The organism is Mesorhizobium sp. M0207 (genome assembly GCF_040321995.1).
Lineage (GTDB): Bacteria > Pseudomonadota > Alphaproteobacteria > Rhizobiales > Rhizobiaceae > Mesorhizobium.
In genome coordinates this window covers 232,086-253,177 of the sequence record NZ_JAMYSQ010000001.1, presented here as the reverse complement: position 1 = coordinate 253,177, position 21,092 = coordinate 232,086, and the positions used below count along the sequence as shown (strand labels likewise).

Annotated in this window: 19 protein-coding genes; 9 read left to right on the top strand and 10 right to left on the bottom strand. The window is 62.7% G+C overall.

Translation table 11 applies throughout. The features are described 5' to 3' along the window. Positions 1-58 precede the first annotated feature (58 nt). On the top strand, positions 59-457 hold the full coding sequence (locus NKJ15_RS01190) for a hypothetical protein (RefSeq protein WP_352469996.1): 399 nt from the start codon (positions 59-61) through the stop codon (positions 455-457). A 46-nt stretch (positions 458-503) separates the two neighbouring features. On the opposite strand, the gene NKJ15_RS01185 is transcribed toward NKJ15_RS01190, so the two are convergent. From NKJ15_RS01185 to pdxR, 3 genes are all read right to left on the bottom strand, one after another. Beyond that, a complete protein-coding gene (locus tag NKJ15_RS01185) occupies positions 504-1,733 on the bottom strand; it encodes an aromatic ring-hydroxylating oxygenase subunit alpha (protein WP_352813761.1) in 1,230 nt (409 codons plus the stop codon). A 114-nt stretch (positions 1,734-1,847) separates the two neighbouring features. Further along, on the bottom strand, positions 1,848-3,437 hold the full coding sequence (locus tag NKJ15_RS01180; RefSeq protein WP_352813759.1) for a trimethylamine methyltransferase family protein: 1,590 nt from the start codon (positions 3,435-3,437) through the stop codon (positions 1,848-1,850). Between the two features lie 191 nt (positions 3,438-3,628). Further along, on the bottom strand, positions 3,629-5,122 hold the full coding sequence (gene pdxR / locus NKJ15_RS01175) for a MocR-like pyridoxine biosynthesis transcription factor PdxR (protein ID WP_023676815.1): 1,494 nt from the start codon (positions 5,120-5,122) through the stop codon (positions 3,629-3,631). A gap of 255 nt (positions 5,123-5,377) precedes the next feature. Here pdxR and pgi point away from each other — a divergent pair, with 255 nt between their 5' ends. Then, the gene (gene pgi, locus NKJ15_RS01170; protein WP_352813757.1) at positions 5,378-7,021 is read left to right on the top strand and encodes a glucose-6-phosphate isomerase; all 1,644 of its coding nucleotides are present in this window, start codon (positions 5,378-5,380) and stop codon (positions 7,019-7,021) included. 5 nt (positions 7,022-7,026) lie between these two features. Beyond that, positions 7,027-7,749, top strand: a complete 723-nt coding sequence (locus NKJ15_RS01165) for an HAD family hydrolase (protein ID WP_352448533.1) — start codon at positions 7,027-7,029, stop codon at positions 7,747-7,749. On the opposite strand, the gene NKJ15_RS01160 is transcribed toward NKJ15_RS01165, so the two are convergent. The 3 genes from NKJ15_RS01160 to NKJ15_RS01150 form a co-directional block, all read right to left on the bottom strand. Continuing rightward, complete coding sequence (locus tag NKJ15_RS01160; RefSeq protein WP_352814099.1) at positions 7,733-8,389, bottom strand: class I SAM-dependent methyltransferase; 657 nt, start codon at positions 8,387-8,389, stop codon at positions 7,733-7,735. The two genes, NKJ15_RS01165 and NKJ15_RS01160, sit on opposite strands and share 17 nt — an antisense overlap. Positions 8,390-8,474: 85 nt before the next feature. Further along, complete coding sequence (locus tag NKJ15_RS01155) at positions 8,475-10,220, bottom strand: long-chain fatty acid--CoA ligase (RefSeq protein ID WP_352813755.1); 1,746 nt, start codon at positions 10,218-10,220, stop codon at positions 8,475-8,477. Between the two features lie 61 nt (positions 10,221-10,281). Next, positions 10,282-10,551: a hypothetical protein gene (locus NKJ15_RS01150; protein ID WP_352813754.1), complete on the bottom strand. Its 270-nt coding sequence runs from the start codon at positions 10,549-10,551 to the stop codon at positions 10,282-10,284. 361 nt (positions 10,552-10,912) lie between these two features. On the opposite strand from NKJ15_RS01150, the gene NKJ15_RS01145 reads away from it, so the two are divergent. The 5 genes from NKJ15_RS01145 to NKJ15_RS01125 are packed head-to-tail and all read left to right on the top strand — an operon-like array spanning position 10,913 to position 16,197. Next, positions 10,913-12,505 (top strand): ABC transporter substrate-binding protein, encoded by a 1,593-nt coding sequence (locus NKJ15_RS01145; protein ID WP_352448537.1) that lies wholly within the window; start codon positions 10,913-10,915, stop codon positions 12,503-12,505. A gap of 58 nt (positions 12,506-12,563) precedes the next feature. Then, positions 12,564-13,571, top strand: coding sequence for an ABC transporter permease subunit (locus NKJ15_RS01140; protein ID WP_023676822.1), 1,008 nt, complete (start codon positions 12,564-12,566; stop codon positions 13,569-13,571). A 1-nt stretch (position 13,572) separates the two neighbouring features. Further along, positions 13,573-14,490 carry an ABC transporter permease subunit gene (locus NKJ15_RS01135; RefSeq protein ID WP_352813752.1) on the top strand — a complete coding sequence of 306 codons (918 nt, stop codon included), beginning with the start codon at positions 13,573-13,575 and terminating at the stop codon, positions 14,488-14,490. A 4-nt stretch (positions 14,491-14,494) separates the two neighbouring features. Next, positions 14,495-15,370, top strand: coding sequence for an ABC transporter ATP-binding protein (locus NKJ15_RS01130; RefSeq protein WP_023676824.1), 876 nt, complete (start codon positions 14,495-14,497; stop codon positions 15,368-15,370). After that, the gene (locus tag NKJ15_RS01125) at positions 15,367-16,197 is read left to right on the top strand and encodes a dipeptide ABC transporter ATP-binding protein (RefSeq protein WP_352448539.1); all 831 of its coding nucleotides are present in this window, start codon (positions 15,367-15,369) and stop codon (positions 16,195-16,197) included. Before NKJ15_RS01130 ends, NKJ15_RS01125 begins: the two co-directional genes overlap by 4 nt. 22 nt (positions 16,198-16,219) lie before the next feature. On the opposite strand, the gene NKJ15_RS01120 is transcribed toward NKJ15_RS01125, so the two are convergent. After that, positions 16,220-17,140: a LysR family transcriptional regulator gene (locus NKJ15_RS01120; protein ID WP_352813750.1), complete on the bottom strand. Its 921-nt coding sequence runs from the start codon at positions 17,138-17,140 to the stop codon at positions 16,220-16,222. 93 nt (positions 17,141-17,233) lie between these two features. Between NKJ15_RS01120 and NKJ15_RS01115 the strand changes: the two genes are divergently transcribed. Continuing rightward, positions 17,234-18,106: an NAD(P)H-dependent oxidoreductase gene (locus NKJ15_RS01115; protein ID WP_352813748.1), complete on the top strand. Its 873-nt coding sequence runs from the start codon at positions 17,234-17,236 to the stop codon at positions 18,104-18,106. On the opposite strand, the gene NKJ15_RS01110 is transcribed toward NKJ15_RS01115, so the two are convergent. From NKJ15_RS01110 to NKJ15_RS01100, 3 genes are all read right to left on the bottom strand, one after another. Further along, entirely contained in the window at positions 18,037-19,329 is a 1,293-nt protein-coding gene (locus NKJ15_RS01110; RefSeq protein ID WP_352813746.1) for a cysteine desulfurase-like protein, read from the bottom strand. The genes NKJ15_RS01115 and NKJ15_RS01110 overlap by 70 nt on opposite strands. A 29-nt stretch (positions 19,330-19,358) precedes the next feature. Further along, positions 19,359-20,033, bottom strand: a complete 675-nt coding sequence (locus tag NKJ15_RS01105; protein WP_352540469.1) for an amino acid ABC transporter permease — start codon at positions 20,031-20,033, stop codon at positions 19,359-19,361. Positions 20,034-20,142: 109 nt separating this feature from the next. Next, positions 20,143-20,934 (bottom strand): ABC transporter substrate-binding protein, encoded by a 792-nt coding sequence (locus NKJ15_RS01100; protein WP_352813744.1) that lies wholly within the window; start codon positions 20,932-20,934, stop codon positions 20,143-20,145. Positions 20,935-21,092 lie beyond the last annotated feature (158 nt).

Below are 21,092 nucleotides of genomic sequence, written 5' to 3'. Positions count from 1 at the left end.
CGCTGCCTTTGTATTCCGCTTGTGAACCACCTAACTGGTTGGGAACGGTTGGACCATTATGGCGCAACGGCGTTCTTCCCTCGGCTTCCTTGGAATGTTCGGTCGCTCGGGCGACTTGAGGCAGCTCGACGATGCATTGCGCGGCGCCGATCTGCATCCCGCCCTTGTGCCGGAGGGGGTAAAACTCACGATCGTCAATCTGATGAAGGATCACTGGCCCGACGAGCCGCCGCCGGGCATCTATGCGTCGGTGGCACAATTGTGCAGCTATTGCATCGCGGGTCCCGAAACCTTCGAGCAAGCCAATGGCCATCAACGGACGCTGGAAGCCGAGCGCCGCATCGAGGCGGCACTTGAGGCCGGCGACAGCTTCGACGCACAGATCGTGCTGATGACGCTGCATGCCAAGCTGATCAACGCCGAAGTCGTCGACCGATACGGGCTCAGCGCGGAATGACGCGACAGGCAAGATCTGCCGGATCCTCCCGCGGCAGCCGAGTCGATCAAGCCCGGCTGATCTCCTCAAGATACCAGCCGATGTAGCGCAGTTCGTTGTATTCCATCGGCGCGATCGGCCCCGGCACGAAATAGTGCGAGCGCACGCCACGCGCTGTGTGCTCGATGATCTTCTTGTCCTCTTGGGTGGTGACCTTCCACAGCCAGGTCAGCTTCTCCAGATCGTAGTCCTGGCCCTCGACCGCGTCGCCGCGCACCAGCCAGATCAGCTCCATCTCGCAGGTGCCCGCGGTTTTCGGGATGAAGCGGTAGATCATGCCGTGATCGGGATAGCACACGAGGAAGGTCGTGCCGCCGAGATGGATGGAGGTGACGCCACCGTCATAGTCGGTGAAGCGGCCCATCAGCGGGGCCACCGGCGAGCCATCCTGGCTGCCGCTCGAAACGCCATCATAGAGCGCATAGCGGAAGGTATGGATTGCTTCCTGACCGGCCGCCGAGTTCTGCCAGCGGTTGGCGCTGCCGATCTCGATGCCAAGCGCGCAGGTGCGCTGCTCCATCGCCGCGTTGAGCTGCTCGATCATCTCGGCCGGCTTTTCCAGCGCATGCGTCTGCGAATATTCCGGATGCGCCGGCCCGCAATGGTAGCATTCGACATAGTTCTCGACGGCGAGCTTCCAGTTGGCGTCGAGCGGATAGGACTGGCGATACGCCACCTTGGCGTCGCCCCAGCCATACTGGCCGCAGCTTGTGCGCAGCGACTGTTCGATTGGATCGAAATCGAGCGGCGTCTCCGCGAAGGAAATGAAAACCAGCCCGGAGGCAACGCGGACATGAAGCTTCTTCAGCCCGTGCGCCGTGCGGTCGAAATCCTTCGGCATCAGGCGGGCAGCGCGCAACGACCCGTCATTGGAATAGGTCCAGGCGTGGTAGGGACACACGAACATCTTCGCGTTGCCCTTCTCCTTGGTGCAGACCTCGGCGCCGCGGTGGCGGCAGACATTGAGCATGGCATGCACCGTGCCATCCATGCCGCGCGTCAGGATGACCGCCTCGTCGCCCAGTTTGAACAGCTCGAAATCGCCGGGGTTCGGGATAACGCTGGCATGGGCCAGGCAATGCCAGTGGCGGCGAAAGACACGTTCCATGTCACGCTCGAAGATCGCCGGCTCATGATAGAAGGCACGCACCAGGCCGTGGCCGGGCCGGTGAGACGCCACCAGCCGATCGATCGCGTCGCCGTCGGTGTGGGCTTGCAGGATAGGATGCGCACTCATTTGTCGTTCTGCCCGATGGTTGGTCCTGGGGCAATTCCAGGAAAGCTGTGAAGCGGTTTTCGTCCGGAATTGGCTCTGGGTGGTGGCTGTATGGCTGCACGAACGCGTCTCCGGTCAGCCGCCCATATGCGTACGCGGCAGGTGGATCAGGCTGCCGAAGCGGGCACGCAATCTGTCGTCGACCTGTTTTGGCACGTGGCGCGGAAATCGTTCGGCAAGAACGCGTTTCTTCTCGGTGATCGCACGCAGCAATATATCAGGTCGGCCTTTTTCGTTCCATTCCTTCGGTGAGGAACGATCGGCGAAGGCGGGATAGAGATGATCGGTCTGCATCAGCTTGAGCGTTTGTTCGTTGTCGAGATAGTGGCCTGGGCCTTTGAGGCAGACCTCGGCGATGCTGTCGATCGACAGGGCCTCGTCAGTCACGTCGATGCCACGTGCGCAGCCCAGGCAATGACCGAGCATGTCGTTGTCGATGACCAGGCTCTCCAGGCAGAAGCCGAGCAGCGAGGCATGCATGCCGGCCGCCTCGTAGACGAGGTTGAGGCCGGAGAGGCCGGCCATCACATTGGTGATGCCCTTTTCGTAGCCGGATTGAATGTCGGGCAGTTTCGAATCCGTCATGCCAGCGGCCGAGCCGCCGGGCAGATCGTAGAATTGCGCCATCTGGGCGCAGGCCGCCGTTGCCACCGACTGCTCGGCCGACCCGCCGGCCATGGCGCCGGTGCGCAGGTCCGACATGAACGGCCAGGCGCCGAAGATCGCCGGATGGCCCGGCTTGAGCGCGTTGACATAGACCAGGCCGGCCAGTACCTCGGCCACCGCTTGCACGACGGCGCCGGCCATCGCCGCAGGTGCTGTGGTGCCGGACTGGCCGGTCGAGAGCAGCAGGATCGGGATGCCGCCTTCAACGCAAGCCTCGAGCACGCCGCAGGCATCCTCGGCGAACTTCATCGGCGGCACGACGAATGAGTTAGAGTTAGAAACGAATGGCCGGGCGCGGAAATTCTCCTCGCCGCCGGCGATGGCGTACAGCATTTCAAGCGCCGGCTTCACGTTCTCACGCACGGTGAAGGATGTTCCGACGTGCTTCGATGTCCCCATCACACAGGCATAGAGCGTGTTGAAATCCATCTCGAGCGGATCGGCGATGTCGCGCGCCACCATCGGCCGCTGGAAGAAATGGATGTTGTCCAGCCCATCGACGATGCGGGCAGCATCATAAATGTCCTGCAGCTTGGATTCGCGGTACTCGCGCTTCTCCAGATCCACCAGGTGCACGGCGATACCTGCCGTGCCGTAGTGCACGCGCTTGCCCTGGACCACCATGTCGTGCCTGGCGTCCTGGCCATGAAGTGTGAAATGTCGTGCCGCCCGCTGGATGGTGTCGAGCACTAGCGCGCGTGGAAAGCGCACACGGTCGTCGTCGCCACGGACCGCCCCCGCCTTGGTCAGCACCTTTATGCAGGAAGGGATGGCATTGGCGAAACCCACCGTCTCCAGGAGCGTCAGCACGCCCTCGTGGATGCGCTCGCAGTCATCCCCGCGCAGCGGCCCGTAGCTGCCGCCCTCGATGGCCTGGTGTCGTGGTCCGGTGTCCTCCATCAGAGGAGCTGATCGCATGGCATGTCCTGTTTCGCGAAGACCGGAGCGCTGTGGACGACGGTTCGCCGGCGTGTCCTGCTGTTCGACAGCCACTGGCATGGAAGCACTCCACCTTCATCGGCAGGAACGCGCGGCGGTTGGTCCACCATCGGCCTGCTTCGTCCTTCTACACAGCGACTATGCCGCCGGCATTGGCACAGCCTATGTGCCAGCCGGTCCCGTCGAATATGCCAAGGAGCTAAAGAACCGGAGCCGCACTACATGCGCCAGGCTCCGTCGGGGAAGGGAGATCAGGCCGCTGCCGGCCTGCGTCCAGCTGCCGTCGCCAGTTCGCGGATGCCGGGTTCGATGTGCTGCAACGCGATCGAGGAAATGCCCAAGCGCATGAAACGCGATGGCTTTTCGGTGCGGTCGAAGAAGCGGTCGCCAGGCTCGATGATGACGCTGCGCGAGGCCGCGGCCTCCGCCAGCCCGCGCGAATCGGTGCCGCGCGGCCCCTCGAGCCAGAGCGACGTGCCGCCGGCCGAATCGGTCGAGCGCCACTCCGGTAGGAAGGCGGAAATCGCATGGACCAGACGCTTGCGCCTCTCGTCGAAGGCGCTCGACAGCCGCCGCACCAGCGCCTCGTGATGGCCGAGCGACAGGAAGAGCGCCACGGCGCGCTGGTTGTTCGCCGGCGGATGGCGCAGCATGAAGCGGCGTAGCGCCCGAAGCTCGGAGATCAGCCCGGCCGAGGCGACGATGTAGCCAAGCCTCAGGCCGGGAGCCAGCGTCTTCGACATCGAGCCGACATAGACGACGCGGCCGGAGCGATCGAGGCTCTTCAGCGCCTGCTGCGGCGCCTCGTCCAGGAGCTGGCTGTCATATCCGTCCTCGATGATGATCTGGTTGTGCCGGTTGGCGCGCGCCAAAAGCTCCTGCCGCCGCTCTGCCGACAGCGGCACCATGGTCGGGCAATGGTGGCTGGGCGTGACGAAGACGAAGCCGGAATCATTGGGAATGGCCGAGGTTACGATGCCGGAGTGGTCGACCGGAACCGGCTGGATCTCGGCGCCGGCCAGCCGGAAGATCGAACGTGCATCGGGATAGCCCGGGTCCTCCATCGCCACCTTGGAGCCCTTGGTCATCAACAGCGTCGCCAGCATGTAAAGCGCGTTCTGCGCGCCCAACGTCACGATGATCTCGTCCGGATTGGCGAAGATGCCGCGTCGCGGCAGCAGCCGTGCCTGGATCTGCTCGATCAGGAGCGGATCGTCGCGGTCGACCATGTCGGATGCCCAGTTGCGGATTTCGAGCACCGCCAACGCCATGCGGTTGCACTCGCGCCATTCGGCGGTCGGGAACAGCGCCGGGTCGAATTGGCCATAGACGAAGGGGTATGACGACTTGATCCAGTTGTCGTGCTTGGCCGGCGGCGGCATGTCGCTCGCCGCGATCTGCCGACGCGCCTTCCAGTCGATCTCGTTGGCCTGGTCGGGCGCCTTCTGATGCGGCTTGGCCGGCGTCGCCAGCACTTCGGGATTGACGAAATGGCCGCGGCGCTCGCGCGCCACCAGGAAGCCCTGGTCGACCAGCTGCTGGAAGGCCAGCACCACGGTGCCGCGCGCCACGCCGAGTTTTTCGGCAAGAATCCGGCAGGACGGAAGCGGCATGGAAGCCGCGATCTGCCGGTCGAGGATGGCGGCGACGATCGCCTGGCGGATCTGCGCCTGCAGGGTCTGACCGGATTCCGCCGAAATCCGGAACAGGCCGGACCATATGGCCGTGTCGTTTCGCTGTGGCATGGGAGATGTTCCTCGATGGCCAGCTTTTTTCACGTGGCTGGACCAGTCGAATGTACCGGTGGCACAAGGTGTTGCGCCAATCAATTTTTCTGATCGCTGGGATTTATGCCAGTGATCCTTTGAGCCGGCCCACGCTGCGCTGCGGCATCGCTGCGCATTGAAACAGATGGAATTCGACCCGATAGTTTGCCGCGACGACACGCGCCGGAAACATCCGGCCTGATAAGATGCATCTCAAGAGACCGGAGCGAAGCAGTGGATCAATCGTCCTTTCAAAAGCAGCTCGACGCATTGCGCGATCGCCGTGCGGCCAAATCGGGCTCGATGCGCGAGGCTTTCGCTGCCGATCCGCAGCGCTTCGAGAAATTCTCCGCCAGTGACGGCGACCTGCTGCTCGACTGGTCGAAATGCGCGGTCGATGCGCGGACTATGGAGTTGCTGGAGAAACTGGCTGAGGCCGCTGACCTCGAAGGCCGGCGCGACGCGATGTTTGCCGGCAAGAAGATCAACGTCACTGAAGGCCGCGCCGTGCTGCACACGGCGCTGCGCAACCTGACCGGCAAGGGCATCGTGCTCGACGGCCAGGACGTGAAGGCGGAAGTCCTTGCCGTACTCGACGCGATGGGTGCCTTCGCCGACGCGGTGCGTTCCGGCAAGGCGGCCGGCGCGACCGGCAAGAAGATCACCGACATCGTCAACATCGGCATCGGCGGCTCCGATCTCGGCCCGGCCATGGCGACGCTGGCGCTGGCGCCCTATCATGACGGGCCGCGCGCGCATTACGTATCCAATATCGACGGTGCCCATATCCACGACACGCTGAAGGGTCTTTCCGCCGAAACCACCCTGTTCATCATCGCCTCCAAGACCTTCACCACGGTCGAGACGATGACCAATGCCGAAACCGCGCGCAGATGGGTCGAGAAGGCGCTCGGCAAGGAAGCGGTCGGCAAGCATTTCGCCGCCGTCTCGACGGCGCTCGACCTGGTCGCCAAATTCGGCATCGCGCCCGATCGCGTCTTCGGCTTCTGGGACTGGGTCGGCGGGCGCTATTCCGTCTGGGGTGCGATCGGTCTCCCGGTGATGATCGCCATCGGCCCGAAGGATTTTCGCGCCTTTCTCGACGGCGCCCATGAGATGGACGAGCATTTCCGCACCGCCCCGCTGGCGAAGAACCTGCCGGCGCTGATGGGGCTGATTGGCTGGTGGCACCGCGTGATCTGCAAATACCCCGCTCGCGCCGTCATCCCCTACGATCAGCGTCTGTCCAGGCTGCCGGCCTATCTGCAGCAGCTCGACATGGAATCGAACGGCAAGAGCGACACCCTGGACGGCGGCGCTGTAACGACGCCGACCGGCCCGCTGGTCTGGGGCGAGCCCGGCACCAATGGCCAGCATGCCTTCTTCCAACTTCTGCATCAGGGCACCGATTTCATTCCGGTCGAATTCCTCGCCGCTGCCGTCGGCCACGAGCCGGAACTGAAGCATCACCACGACCTTCTGCTTGCCAATTGCCTGGCGCAGTCGGAAGCCTTCATGAAGGGCCGCACGCTTGAGGAAGCCCGAGCGCAGATGCTGGCGAAAGGCATGAAGCCGGCCGATGTCGACAGGATTGCTCCGCACCGCGTCTTCTCCGGCGACCGCCCCTCAGTGACGATCCTCTACAGGAAACTCGACCCCCACACGTTCGGACGGCTGATTGCGCTTTACGAACACCGCGTCTTCGTCGAAGGCACGCTGTTCAACATCAACTCCTTCGACCAGTGGGGCGTCGAGCTCGGCAAGGAACTGGCGACCGGGCTGCTGCCCGTCGTTGAAGGCAAGGAGAACGCCGCAAAGCGGGATGCCTCGACTGCTGGACTGGTGGAATACATCCACCGCTTGCGCGGCCCGGAGTGAAAAGCTTGGCGGACATCAAGGGAATATTGTTCGACAAGGACGGCACGCTCGTAGATTTCAACGCGACATGGCTGGGCATCGCCGACTTCATGGCGATGGATGCGGCCGAAGGCGATCGCTGGAAAGCAGACAGGCTGCTTGCGGCGGCGGGCTTCGACTTCGCCACCAAGCGCTTCAAGCCGGATTCGATTTTTGCCTCCGGCACCAACATGGACGTCGTCGAGCTGTGGTTTCCACGGCTGTCCGACGAGGACCAGATGCTTGCCGTCGCCCGCTTCAACGCCATCACCTCGGCGCAAGGATCGGCAATGGCGGTGGCGCTGCCGGGCGTGGTCGAGACGCTTGGCCTGCTTCACAGAAAATCCTACCGGCTTGGTGTCGCCACCAACGACTCGACCAGCGGCGCGGAAAAGACCCTGGTCACGCTGGGCGTCGCGCAGCTTTTCGACGCCGCCTATGGTTACGACGCGGTGGCCAATCCAAAACCGGCGCCGGATACGATCCTTGCCTTCTCTGATCTGACGGGGCTCAGGCCCTCGGCAATCGCCATGGTCGGCGACAACCGTCACGATCTTGAAATGGCGCGGGCGGGCGGCTGCGGTCTGGCGGTCGGCGTGCTGTCCGGCACCGGCACACGTGAATCGCTGTCCCAGATAGCCGACGTCATTCTGGATTCGGTGGCCGACCTGCCTGATTTTCTTTCGGCGCGGGTCAGCGAGACAGTCTAGACTCGCAGCTAGCTGGTCCGAACGAGAACACGCCGCTCGGTTTCATCGCCGCATTCCTGCCTTCGCCGACATCCGGCACCTCGTATTCGGCCAGCAGGCGAAGCCGCGAGCGGGGCAGATAGGCGCGGCCCGGATCGCCGATCAGCACGGCGATGCCGGCTGCAAGGCAGCGGTCGAGGAAGGGGACGACCCGGCCGGCGAGATCATGGGCGTAGAACAGGTCGCCGACCACCACGACATCCACCGGTGGCGGCGGACCGCTGGTGATGTCTTCGCCAATGATCATGATAGCGACGCCGTTCGCAGTCGCGTTGAGGCCGAGTGCAACCACACCGTTGCGATCGATCTCGGCCGCGACGACCGCGCTTGCCCCGGCTTTTGCCGCTGCAATGCCGACGAGACCCGAACCGGCGCCGAGGTCGAGCACGCGACGGCCGGCCACGGTCTCCGGCCGGTCGAATATGTAGCGGGCGAGCACCGCGCCGCCGGCCCAGACATAGGCCCAGTACGGTGGCTCCGGTTCAGGTCCGTCTTCTTCGGTCGCATGTTGGTTCCATTCGAGAAGCCGCCTGAGCCCGCTTCCCGGATGGGCGGTGTAAAGCCGAATTTCGGGAAGCGCGGGCACGGGGGCGATCCGCATGTTCGCCCGGATGAACTGTGCCGGGTCCGGGCGCGAACCTATGCTCACGGCGTTGGCGCCGGCGATGCAATCGCTCAAGCTGCGCCTAGCCCCGCAACGCCCGGCGCAGGATCTTGCCGACCGGTGTCTTCGGCAGCTCGGTGCGGAACTCAATATACCTGGGACGCTTGTAGCCGGTCAGGTTCTCACGGCAATAAGCCGTCAGCATGTCGGCGGTCAGTGCCGGGTCCTTCTTGACGACGAACAGCTTCGGCACTTCACCCGAATGCTCGTCCGGCACGCCGATCGCGGCAACTTCGAGTACGCCTGGATGCTGCGCCACCACTTCCTCGAGTTCGTTCGGATAGACGTTGAAGCCGGAAACCAGGATCATGTCCTTCTTGCGGTCGACGATCTTGGTGTAGCCAAGCTCGTCCATGAAGCCCATGTCGCCCGATTTGAAGAAGCCGTCCTCGGTCATCACCTTGGCGGTCTCGTCCGGCCGGTTCCAGTAGCCGGCCATCACCTGCGGTCCGCGGATGCAGATTTCGCCGACTTCGCCGAGCGGCAAATTGTTGCCGTCGTCGTCGCGGATCGCGATCTCGGTCGAGGGCAGCGGCAGGCCGATCGTGCCGGTGTAAACGCCGTCGCTGAATTTGTTGATCGTTGCTCCCGGCGAGGTCTCGGTGAGCCCGTAGGCCTCGCTGATCGGGCAGCCGGTCAGCACCTTCCAGCGTTCGGCGATGGCCCTCTGCACCGGCATGCCGCCACCCAGCGTCAGGATCAGCGGCTTGAAATCGAGCTTGCGAAAATCCTCATTATTGAGCAGCGCATTGAACAGCGTGTTGAGGCCCGGAAAGATGTGGATCGGGTATTTCTGCAGCTCCTTGACGAAGCCGGGAATGTCGCGCGGATTGGGGATGAGGACATTCTGCGCGCCTTGCTGCATGCCTACCAGCACGTTCGCCGTCAGCGCAAAAATGTGATAGAGCGGCAGCGCGCAGAGGAAGTTCAGATGCGCCGGCTTCGGCTTGACGGTAAAAGCGTCTTCGGCCCACAGCGCGTTCTGCGCGACGTTCGCCAAAATGTTGCTGTGCAAAAGCATCGCGCCCTTGGAGATGCCGGTCGTGCCGCCCGTGTATTGCAGGAAGGCGATGTCGTCGGCCGTGACCCTTGCGGGCCTGAAGGCCTTGCCGGTGCCCGCCTTCAGCGCGGCGTTGAACTTGACATGGCCGGGCAGCGACCATGCCGGCACCATCTTCTTGACGCGGCGTACAACGAAGTTGACGATCGTTCCCTTGAGCCCGCCGAGCATGTCGCCCATCGAGGCGACCACGACATGCTTGACCGCGGTCCTGGCGATCACCGCTTGCAGGGTGCAGGCAAAATTTTCGAGGATGACAATGGCTTGAGCGCCGGAATCCTTGAGCTGGTGCTCCAGCTCGCGCGGCGTGTAGAGCGGATTGATGTTTACCACGACATAGCCGGCGCGAAGCACTGCCATCATCGCCACCGGATATTGCAGCACATTCGGCATCATCAGGGCGACGCGCGCGCCCTTCTGCAGCCCCGTTGATTGCAGATAGGCGCCGAAGGCGGCCGACTGTCGCTCGAGATCGGCATAGGTGATCGATTTACCCATGCAGACGAAGGCCGGCCGGCTTGCAAACTGCTTGCACACGGCGACGAGAAAGTCGCCGATCGAGCTGGAGGGCAGGGCGCCGATCTCGGCCGGCACGATCTTTGGGTAACTCTGGAGCCACGGTTTTTCCGGCAGGCCGGCGGCCAGCGACGTGATCGCCTTTGGTAATCTCTTGGCCGGACCTGCCGGCGGTCGGCGCGCTGTCGGCACTGCCTTCGCCGCCGGCTTGGCGGCAGACTTTGCAGCAGGCGCCGTCTTGCCGGGTGCCGGTTTAGCAGCCGCTCCAGCCGTGGTCTTCGCCGCCGGCTTCGCGGTTGCCTTCGCGGTAGCCGTCGGCTTGGCGGCGGCCGCTTTTGACTTGACTGCTTTCGATGTTGCCTCGGCCTTTGCTTTCGCCGCGTTGGTTGTCTTTGCCGGTTTTGCCACCTGTCGCTCCCTCAATCGTTCTTATTGTTTCGGCATGCTTGCGCGCCACCACCGCCCTGATCACAACGATATCCCACGCTTGCCGCAATGTCCGGAACGTGGGAAAATCCGGCACGCTGCCCACCTATCTATGTATTGCCACAAGCGACGGCCGTGCAAGCCTCGCCACCTGGAGTGCGGTAAGACTTGCCGTCAAACCTCTCGGCCGCGACCGGTTTTCGGATGCGCATCTCTTGAACCGAACGGCTCGATTCCCACAGTTGGCGGCATCGCCGATCAACAAAAAATTGAAGTCGCTAATAATGTCGTGATCTGCGGATTCGGCTCGTTTTTTCCACAATTTGCCGCGTGCCGGAATTTTTTTCTGCTTCCCGTGGGTTAGGCAAACAAGCAGTTCCAAAGCTAGAAAAACGGTGCTTATATGCGGCCTTCGCGAGCCTGATAGAGGGGCTTGGAAGAACATCAGGGAGTGCTCAATGAAAAAGAAACTGACTTTTGCAGCCGCGTTGCTGGCTGCAAGCGTCCTCGGCGGCATGGCCAATGCAAAACAACTGGTCTATTGCTCGGAGGCTTCGCCGGCCGGCTTCGACCCGTCGCCATGGAGCGGCGGCAACGACTTCGACGCCTCGTCGCGCACCATCTATTCGCGCCTGGTCGAGTTCGAGCATGGCAAGACCACCATCTCGCCCGGCCTGGCCGAGAGCTGGACGGTTTCCGACGACGGTCTCGAATACACCTTCAAGCTTCGCCCGGGTGTGAAATTCCAGACGACCGATTATTTCACGCCGACGCGCGACCTCAACGCAGACGACGTGATCTTTTCCTTCGAACGCCAGTGGAAGAAAGAAAGCCCGTGGTACAGCTATCTGGAAGGCACCGGCTGGGAATATTTCACCGGCATGGGCTTTCCCGATCTCCTGAAGGAAATCGTCAAGGTCGACGACCTGACGGTGAAATTCGTGCTGAACAAGCCTGAAGTCGCGTTCCTGCCGGACCTCGGCATGGATTTCGCCTCGATCGTCTCCAAGGAATATGCCGACCAACTCGACAAGGCCGGCACCAGGCAGCAGTTCACCCAGAAGCCGGTCGGCACTGGTCCGTTCCAGTTCGTCGACTATCAGGTCGATGCGGTCGTGCGCTATGCAGCATGGGACGGCTACTATGGCGGGCGACAGAAGATCGACGATCTGATCTTCGCCATCACGCCCGATCCGGCCGTACGCGCGCAGAAGCTGAAGGCGGGCGAGTGCGATATCATGTCATACCCGGCGCCGGCCGACATTGCCGGACTGCAGGCTGACGCGAACCTCAAGGTCGACGAGCAGGAAGGCCTGAACATCGGCTACATGGCTTACAACACGACGCAGCCGCCCTTCGACAAGGTCGAGGTCCGCAAGGCCCTCAACATGGCGGTAAACAAGAAGGCGATCATCGACGCGGTCTATCAGGGCGCCGGCGCGCCGGCCATCAACCCGATCCCGCCGACCATGTGGTCCTATAACAAGGACATCAAGGACGATCCCTATGATCCGGAGGCGGCCAAGAAGATGCTGGCCGATGCAGGCGTCAAGGATCTGTCGATGAAGATCTGGGCTATGCCGGTCAGCCGCCCCTACAACCCGAACGCCCAGCGCGTCGCCGAGTTGATCCAGGCCGACTATGCCGCCGTCGGCGTCAAGGCGGAGATCGTCAGTTACGAATGGACCGAGTATCGCCAGCGCGGCAAGGCTAAGGATCGCGACGGCGCCTTCCAACTGGGCTGGACCGGTGACAATGGCGATCCGGACAACTTCTTTTTCCTGCTCGGTTGCGATGCCATCGGCCAGTCCAATTATGCGATCTGGTGCAACCAGGAATTCGAAGCCCTGCTGAAAAAAGGCAAGGCGACGACGGACGTCGCCGAGCGCACCAAGATCTACGAGGAAGCTCAGGTGGTGTTCAAGCGTGAGGCTCCGTGGCTGACCATCGCCCACTCCAAGGTCTTCATGCCGATGAACAAGAAGGTGTCGGGCTTCGTTATGGACCCGCTCGGCATTCATCGGTTTGACGGCGTCGACGTCACCGAATAAGTCCTGAGAAATTGAACGGCGGCGCTGGACTTCCCGCGCCGCCGTTCTATGAAGCAAGATGCTCCGTTATCTCCTCCACAAGCTCGCTTTGATCATCCCGACCGTGTTCGGCATATCGCTGGCGGCGTTTGCTTTCGTCCGGCTTCTGCCCGGCGATCCTATCCTGGCCCTGGCGGGCGAGCGCGGCGTCAGCCCCGAGCGCTACGCCCAGCTCATCGAGCAGTTTGGCTACAACCGGCCCTATGTCATCCAATACCTGGAATATATCGGCAGGGTCCTGACCGGCGATTTCGGCATATCTATTGCCACCAAGCGGCCAGTGCTCGGCGAATTCCAGGCGCTGTTTCCAGCCACGCTGGAACTGGCGACAGTGGCGTTGATCATCGCCGTCCTGCTCGGCATTCCTGCCGGTATCTTCGCCGCGGTCAAGCGCGGCTCGTGGTTCGACCAGGCTACGATGGGTGTCGCGCTGACCGGATATTCGATGCCGATCTTCTGGTGGGGGTTGCTGCTCATTATCTTCTTCTCCGGCTATCTCGGCTGGACGCCGGTTTCCGGCCGCATCGGCCTGCAGTATTTCTTCAGGCCGACGACCGGGTTCATGCTCATCGACAGCCTGATCTCCGGCAGGAGCGGCGCTTTCAAATCTGCCGTCAGCCATTTGATCCTGCCGTCGATCGTGCTGGCGACGATCCCGCTTGCCGTCATAGCGCGCCAGACGCGCTCGGCGATGCTCGAGGTGCTGGGCGAGGACTATGTCCGCACCGCGCGCGCTAAGGGCCTGGCGCCTCGCCGCGTCATCGGTCTGCACGCTTTTCGCAACGCGCTGATCCCGGTAGTCACCACCATTGGACTGCAGGTCGGCACCTTGATGGCGGGCGCCATTCTGACCGAGACCATTTTTTCCTGGCCGGGCATCGGCAAATGGATGATCGATGCCATCGGCAAGCGCGACTATGTCGTCGTCCAGAGCGGATTGCTGATCATCGCGCTGATCGTCATGGCGGTGAACCTGATCGTCGACGTGCTCTACGCCGTCATCAATCCGCGCATCCGGGTGCAGTGAGATGACCGACGAATCCGCCGCCGAAGCTACCGCCGCCTCCATCCCGACAGGCGGCAGGCAACGGGCTTTCGCCGAGTTCTGGCACTACTTCTCGATGAACACCGGCGCGGTCATCGGCCTTGTCGCGTTTTCGGCGCTGGTGCTGGTGGCGATCTTTGCGCCGTTCGTCGCCCCACATTCGCCCGACGAGCAGTTTCGCGATGCGCTGCTGGCACCCCCTGCCTGGCAGGAAGGCGGCAAATCGATGTTCCTGCTCGGCACCGACGCGGTCGGCCGCGACATGCTTTCACGGTTGATCTTCGGGGCGCGTTTCTCGCTGTTCATCGGTCTGGTGGTCGTTGTCTTCTCGCTCACCAGCGGCATCGTGCTTGGCGTGCTCGCCGGCTATTTCCGTGGCTGGGTCGACACTCTGATCATGCGCATCATGGATATCATCCTGGCCTTCCCGTCGCTGCTTCTGGCGCTGGTGCTGGTGGCGATCCTCGGCCCGGGCCTGTTCAATGCCATGCTGGCGATCGCGCTGGTGCTGCAGCCGCATTTCGCGCGCCTCACCCGCGCCGCCGTGATGGCCGAAAAGAACCGCGAATATGTCATCTCCGCCAAGGTGGCTGGTGCCGGTCATCTTCGCTTGATGGTGAGGACGATCCTGCCGAACTGCCTGGCACCGCTGATCGTGCAGGCGACGTTGTCCTTCTCCAACGCTATTCTCGAGGCTGCGGCGCTCGGCTTCCTCGGTGTCGGTGCGCAGCCGCCGACGCCGGAATGGGGCACGATGCTCGCCTCGGCGCGCGAGTTCATCCTGCGCGCGCCTTGGGTGGTGACCTTCCCCGGCCTTGCCATCCTGATCACTGTGCTTGCCATCAATCTGATCGGCGACGGCTTGCGCGATGCCTTCGATCCCAAGCTGAAGAGGTCATAATCCAATGCCTCTTCTCGAGATCAAGAACCTGACCGTTTCCTTCGACACCGCCGCTGGACCATTCATGGCGGTACAAGGCATCGACCTGTCGGTCGAACCGCGCGAGGTGCTGGCGATCGTCGGCGAATCCGGTTCGGGCAAGTCGGTGGCGATGCTGGCGGTGATGGGGCTTTTGCCCAACACCGCGACGGTGAGGGCCGACCGCATGGCCTTCGACGGCATCGACCTGCTCAAGCTCGGCCCATCCGAGCGGCGCAAGATCGTCGGCAAGGACATTTCGATGATCTTCCAGGAGCCGGTCGCCAGCCTCAACCCGTGCTTCACCGTCGGCTTCCAGATCGAGGAGGTGCTGCGCTTCCATATGGGCATGGACCGCGCCCAGCGCCGGGCGCGTGCCATCGAATTGATGAAGTTGGTCGGCATCGCCGACCCCGAGGAACGGCTGGGCTCCTTCCCGCACCAGATGTCGGGTGGTCAGTGTCAGCGCGTCATGATCGCCATCGCCATCGCCTGCAATCCCAAGCTTTTGATCGCCGACGAGCCAACCACGGCGCTCGATGTCACCATCCAGAAGCAGATCCTCGATCTGCTGGTCGGCCTGCAGGCCAAATATGGCATGGGCCTGATCATGATCACCCACAATATGGGGGTGGTTGCCGAGACCGCCGACCGTGTCATCGTCCAGTACAAGGGCCGCAAGATGGAAGAGGCCGACGTGCTGTCGCTGTTCGAGTCCCCCAAGAGCAACTACACGCGCGCGCTCCTGTCGGCGCTGCCCGAAAATGCCGTCGGCGACCGGTTGCCTACTGTTTCCGACATGCTGTTTGAGCCGGCCCCATCTGTAGTCGCAGCCCGGTCCGCAGGAGGAACCGCCTCATGAGCGTGACGGTAGTCGAAGGCAAGAACATCGTGCGCGACTATCATGTCGGTGGCGGGCTTTTCCGCCCCTCCCGTACGGTTCATGCGGTCAAGGGTGTTTCGTTCAGCGTCGACAAGGGCAAGACGCTGGCCATCGTCGGCGAGAGCGGCTGCGGCAAGTCAACACTCGCCCGCATCATCACCCTGATCGACCCGGCGACCTCCGGCGAGCTTTTCATCGACGGCAAGAAGGTAGACATCGGCAGGAACGGCCTGTCGAAGGAAATGCGCCGCAAGGTCCAGATCGTCTTCCAAAACCCTTATGGTTCGCTCAATCCACGCCAGAAGATCGGCGACGTGCTTGCCGAGCCGCTGCTCATCAACACCGACAGCACGGCCGACGAGCGGCGCGATCTTGCCATGAAGATGCTAAAGAAGGTCGGTCTCGGCCCCGAGCACTTTAATCGCTACCCGCATATGTTTTCGGGCGGCCAGCGCCAGCGGATCGCCATCGCCCGCGCGCTGATGCTCAACCCCAGCCTTCTGGTGCTGGACGAGCCGGTCTCGGCACTTGATCTTTCGGTGCAGGCGCAGGTGCTGAACCTGCTCGCCGACCTGCAGGACGAGTTTCAGCTAACCTATGTTTTCATCAGCCACGACCTGTCGGTGGTGCGGTACATCGCCGACGACGTGATGGTAATGTATTTCGGCGAAGCGGTCGAATACGGCTCGCGCGACGAGGTCTTCGCCGACCCCAAACACAGCTACACCAGGACGCTGTTCGCGGCGACGCCACGTGCCGACGTTGCCAGCATCAAGGCACGTTTGGCGAAGAAGAAGGCCGCCTGATCCGGCGAGGTTTGCCGGCCGGCTACCGCTTCTCGATCCCCGGAATGTCGGAGATCTGCTCGGCGAGAAAGTCGACCAGCAGCCGCACCCGGGCAATGCCCGCACGCTCCGGAACGATCAGCATGCTCAGCGGGACGGGAGGCGGAAAATAGCCCGGCAGGACCACTTCCAGGCGGCCGGCCGCCAGGAGATCGTCGACAAGCCAATGGTGGGCGGGTGCGATACCGCGTCCGGCGACAATGGCTTCGCGCGCGGCAAGCCCATGGTCGACGCGAAATCGACCGCCAAAGGGCACCGCAAAGCGTTTGCCGACCGGCCCCTGCAGGGCGAGTGTGTCGCTTCCCGCGATGTTCGACATCCGGATGCCTTCATGGCCAGGCAGATCCTGCGGGACAGCCGGTCTGCCCCGCGCCGCCAGATAGGCCGGCGCCGCCACCAGCAGACGCCGGGATTGCCCGAGCGCCCGCAGTTTCATTGAGCTGTCGGTGAGCGGACCCAGGCGAAGCGCGATGTCGACGCCCTCCCGCACAAGGTCGATGCGCTCATCGGTGAGGCTAAGATCGATGCCGATATCGCGATAGCGATCCTGAAAGGCGAAGATCAGCCGGCTGACGTGCAAGACCCCGAGCGCCGCCGTGCAGGATATCCGGATCGTGCCGACCGACGCGCCGCGCGTGCCCCGCGCCTCATCGCCGGCCTGCTCAACGAGGCGCAGGACCTGGACGCTGTCGCCATAGTAACGGCTGCCTTCATCGGTCATCGTCACACGCCGGGTGGTCCTGCTGAGCAAGGGCACTCCGACGGCCTCCTCGAGTTCTCGCAAATGCCGTGTGACCGTCGACTGCCCAACTCCGAGCTCGCGCGCCACCGCCGAGAGGCTGCCGCGCTCGGCGACGCGAACGAAGGTGCGCATGCGCTCGAGAGTGACGTCCGATCTATCCATTATTCGGCATTATCTTATACATTTCCTACATATAGTGGATCATCCCGCGGCTCGCTACCTTTGGTGTCTATCGTCCTTCTTCGGAGTAGACCCATGAAAGTCCTGCTTGTTTTTGCTCATCCTGAACCGCGTTCGCTCAACGGCGCGCTGCGTGACGTCGCCATCAGGGAACTCGAGGCCCAAGGCCACGAGGTGCGGGTGTCGGACCTCTATGCCGACGGCTGGAAAGCCGAGGTGGACCGTGCCGACTTTCCGTCGTGGCCGCCCGAAGCACGCTTCCTGCCGGCCGGCGCCTCCAAAAAGGCTTTTGCGACCAACACTCTGACCGATGACGTCAAAGCCGAGATCGACAAACTGCTATGGGCCGACACCCTGATCCTCCAGTTCCCGCTGTGGTGGTACGCCATGCCGGCGATCCTCAAGGGCTGGGTCGATCGCGTGTACGCCTACGGCTTCGCCTATGGCGTTGGCGAGCACAGCGACAAGCGGTGGGGTGACCGCTTTGGTGAGGGAACGCTCGCCGGCAAACGCGCAATGCTGATCGTGACCGCAGGCGGCTGGGAAGAGCATTACTCCGCCCGCGGCGTCAACGGCCCGATCGACGACCTGCTGTTCCCGATCAATCACGGGATTCTATACTATCCGGGCTACGACGTGCTTCCGCCGTTCGTGGTTTACAGGGTGGACCGTTTCGGGGAGGCGGATTTCGAGCCTGTCGCGGAGCGACTGCGCGAAAGGATGCGAACGCTCGAGACAATCCGGCCCATTCGTTATCGGCAGCAGAATGGCGGCGATTACTTGATCCCAAGCATGCAATTGCGCCCCGGCTTGGAGAACCCGGGTGCGACCGCCTTTGCGCTTCACGAGGATCGCGCCGGCGCCGCCGCCCACTCCCATCAGGACAGCCGGGCGATGATGGTGCGCAGCGCCTCGCCGAAGCGCCGGACTTCCTCGATCGTATTGTAATGCACCAGCGAGGCGCGCACGGCGCCACTGTCCATGCTGAGGTTGAGCCGCTTCATCAGGCGCGGCGCATACATGTGGCCGTCGCGAATGCCGATCTGCATCTCGGCCATTTCCTCGACGATCCTCTGCGGCGACAGCGTGTCGACATTGAAGCAGAAGGTCGGCACGCGCTCGCTGAGGCGTGCCTCGTCGGCCACGCCGTAGATCGTCGCGCCGCAATCTTTGAGCACCGCCAGCATTTCGCGCGCCAGCACCTGTTCGTAGTCGCGGATGGCATTCATGCCGGCGACGATGTTGTCGCGGCGCGACCGGTTATTCTCGGACAAGAAATTGCGGCCGACCGATTCGAGGTAGCGCACCGCGGCATCCATGCCGGAGACGTTCTCGTAGATGAACGTGCCGGCTTCGATTTTGTGGGGCGGCTCGTCGGGGATGAAATCCTCGCGGAAGGTCGGCAGGCGCTTCAGTGTTTCGAAGCGGCCCCACAGGAAGCCCATATGCGGCGAGAAATTCTTGTAGCCGGAGCAGACCAGATAGTCGCAATCCCAGGCCTGCACATCGATCAGCCCGTGCGGCCCGTAATGCACGCAGTCGAGGAACACTTCGGCGCCTGCCGCATGCGCAATCGCAGCCACGGAGGCAACGTCGACAATCGAGCCGATCGAATGGGCCGTGACCGTGCAGGCGACGAGCCGGGTGCGCTCTGAGACCAGCGGGCGCAAATCGTCGACATGCAGATTGCCGTCGTCGCGCATCCGCCACCATTTGAACTTGGCCCCGGCGGGCGCCAGCGCCAGCCACGTCGCGATATTGGCGTCGTGATCCATGTCGGTGATGACGATCTCGTCACGCTCCCCGTTTGGGCGCTCGGAAAGCATCTGGCCGATGCCGAGGCTGACCAGGCGGATGAACGAAGTGGCGTTCATGCCGAAACAGATCTCCGCCGGGTTGGTGGCGTTGATCAGCAAGGCCACGCTTTCGCGAGCGCCGGCGACGGCTTGGTCGACGGTGACGCTGCGGCCATAGCGGCCGCCGCGCTGCACATTATGCGCGACCAAATGGTTGGTGACCGCATCGAGCACGCTTTGCGGGATCTGCGCGCCGGCTGCATTGTCCATGAAGACGAAGTCCCCGGCTTGCTGCAAGGCGGGAAACATGGCGCGGATCGTCTCGACTGGGAAAGCTGCGGCATCGCCGGTTTTCGAAATCTGATGCTGGTTCAAGGTCGTCTCCTGCGAAGTGCGCTGACAGATTAGCGGGTCTTTTCGGTTTGAAAGCGGCGTTCAAGGAGGCTGACGAAACGGACCATCGGCCAGAGAAAGATGAGATAGACCAGCGCCGCGCCGATCAGCGGTGAAGGATTGGCATAGAGCGATTGCGCGTTGGTCGCTTCTTTCAGCAGTTCGGGCAGCGCCACGGTGGAAGCGAGCGAAGTATCCTTGAACATCGAAACGCAATTGCTGGTCATTGGCGGAATGACGACGCGGATCGCCTGCGGCAGCACTACCTTGCGCAAGGTCAGCAAGAACGGCAGGCCGAGCGCCTGCGCCGCCTCGAACTGGCCGCGCGGAATGCTCTCTATACCGGAGCGGAACACCTCGGCCGAATAGGCCGCCATGATGATGGCGAAGGCCATCACCGCGGACGTCCACGATGACAGGCGAATGCCGAGGAACGGCAGCGCATAGTAGATCAGGATCAGCACGACCAGCACCGGCATCGCCCGGAAAATGTCAATGTAGCCGACAGCCAGCAGCCGAAGCGGCTTTGGCGCATAGAGCCGCACCAGGCTGATCGCGAGGCCGACGGGAATACCGATGCCGATGCTCATGATTCCGAGCAGCAGGGTGTTCAGGAAGCCGCGCAACAGCGCCGGCAGGCTGGAGACCATGACGTCGGCGTTGAAGAAGGTGTCCAGCAGCGACATCGCAGCATTTCCGAAACGTTTGGCGTCCCGCGACGCTCGAGCCCGAGCCCGAAATCCGAAATCGTGCCGGCATCGAAAGCCGGCACGACATTTAAGCGTGAACTGCCGCTCAGGCCCTCGGCATAGGAGTTTCCTTGACGGTCGAGGAATCGGCAGGTGCGTCGCTGCCGAACCACTTCTTGTGGATCGCGGCCAGCGTGCCGTCCTTCTTCATCGCGGTCAGCGCGTCGTTCAGCTTGCCGAGCAGCGGGTGGTCCTTGGTCATCATCAGACCGTACTGCTCGCCGGTCTTGATGCGCTCTTTTACGGCGAGATCCTTCATCCTGGTGAAAGAATATTCCAGGCCCGGAATATCGCTGACCGCCGCATCGACGCGGCCGGAGCTGAGATCGAGCAGCAAGTTCTGCTGCGTGTCGTAGCCCTTGACGTCACTGAACCCGTCCGCTTCCTGGTGGGCCTTGACCCAGGCTTCGCCGGTCGAGCCGGACAGCACGCCGACGATCTTGCCCTTGAGGTCGGCCTCGGCCTTGATCGGGCTGTCGGCCTTCGCGGCGATGCCCATGTCGGAATCATAGTAGGGCTGCGTGAACGACTGAGACTTCAGCCGCTCCGGCGTGATGGTGATCGACGAGATGGCGACGTCGATGCGCTTCGAGGTGGTGGCGGCGAACAGCGCCTGGAAACCGAGATCGGCGATATCAGTGGTCATGCCGATACGCTTTGCCGCCTCATTGATGATGTCGACTTCGAAACCCTCGAACGTGCCGCTCTCGTTCTTGTATTCAAAAGGCGGATTGGTCGGATAGGCGCCGACATTCAGCGTGCCTTCGGCGTAGGCCGGGCCGCCGGCGATGCCGATGGCAGCAGCAAGAAGCAGCAGGTTGCGACGGGTGAAGTTCATTTTCGTTCCCTCTGGTTGTGATCGGACGGGTTTGGCCCCGCACGGTTTTGATGCGTCAAGTGACGGGACTGCCGGAAAGCCCTCCCGGCACGGCAGTCGCAAGACATCGAATGCTATCCAAAGTACCGCGCTTTTCAAGGCGAAAGTTTTAAGCTTAA

Bases quoted from the DNA above. Each gene is read 5' to 3' on its own strand.
- NKJ15_RS01190 (WP_352469996.1), top strand. From the start codon at position 59: ATGGCGCAACGGCGTTCTTCCCTCGGCTTCCTTGGAATGTTCGGTCGC.
- NKJ15_RS01185 (WP_352813761.1), bottom strand. From the start codon at position 1,733: ATGAGTGCGCATCCTATCCTGCAAGCCCACACCGACGGCGACGCGATC.
- NKJ15_RS01180 (WP_352813759.1), bottom strand. From the start codon at position 3,437: ATGCCAGTGGCTGTCGAACAGCAGGACACGCCGGCGAACCGTCGTCCA.
- pdxR (WP_023676815.1), bottom strand. From the start codon at position 5,122: ATGCCACAGCGAAACGACACGGCCATATGGTCCGGCCTGTTCCGGATT.
- NKJ15_RS01160 (WP_352814099.1), bottom strand. From the start codon at position 8,389: ATGCGGATCGCCCCCGTGCCCGCGCTTCCCGAAATTCGGCTTTACACC.
- NKJ15_RS01145 (WP_352448537.1), top strand. From the start codon at position 10,913: ATGAAAAAGAAACTGACTTTTGCAGCCGCGTTGCTGGCTGCAAGCGTC.
- NKJ15_RS01140 (WP_023676822.1), top strand. From the start codon at position 12,564: ATGCTCCGTTATCTCCTCCACAAGCTCGCTTTGATCATCCCGACCGTG.
- NKJ15_RS01135 (WP_352813752.1), top strand. From the start codon at position 13,573: ATGACCGACGAATCCGCCGCCGAAGCTACCGCCGCCTCCATCCCGACA.
- NKJ15_RS01130 (WP_023676824.1), top strand. From the start codon at position 14,495: ATGCCTCTTCTCGAGATCAAGAACCTGACCGTTTCCTTCGACACCGCC.
- NKJ15_RS01125 (WP_352448539.1), top strand. From the start codon at position 15,367: ATGAGCGTGACGGTAGTCGAAGGCAAGAACATCGTGCGCGACTATCAT.
- NKJ15_RS01120 (WP_352813750.1), bottom strand. From the start codon at position 17,140: ATGGATAGATCGGACGTCACTCTCGAGCGCATGCGCACCTTCGTTCGC.
- NKJ15_RS01115 (WP_352813748.1), top strand. From the start codon at position 17,234: ATGAAAGTCCTGCTTGTTTTTGCTCATCCTGAACCGCGTTCGCTCAAC.
- NKJ15_RS01105 (WP_352540469.1), bottom strand. From the start codon at position 20,033: ATGTCGCTGCTGGACACCTTCTTCAACGCCGACGTCATGGTCTCCAGC.
- NKJ15_RS01100 (WP_352813744.1), bottom strand. From the start codon at position 20,934: ATGAACTTCACCCGTCGCAACCTGCTGCTTCTTGCTGCTGCCATCGGC.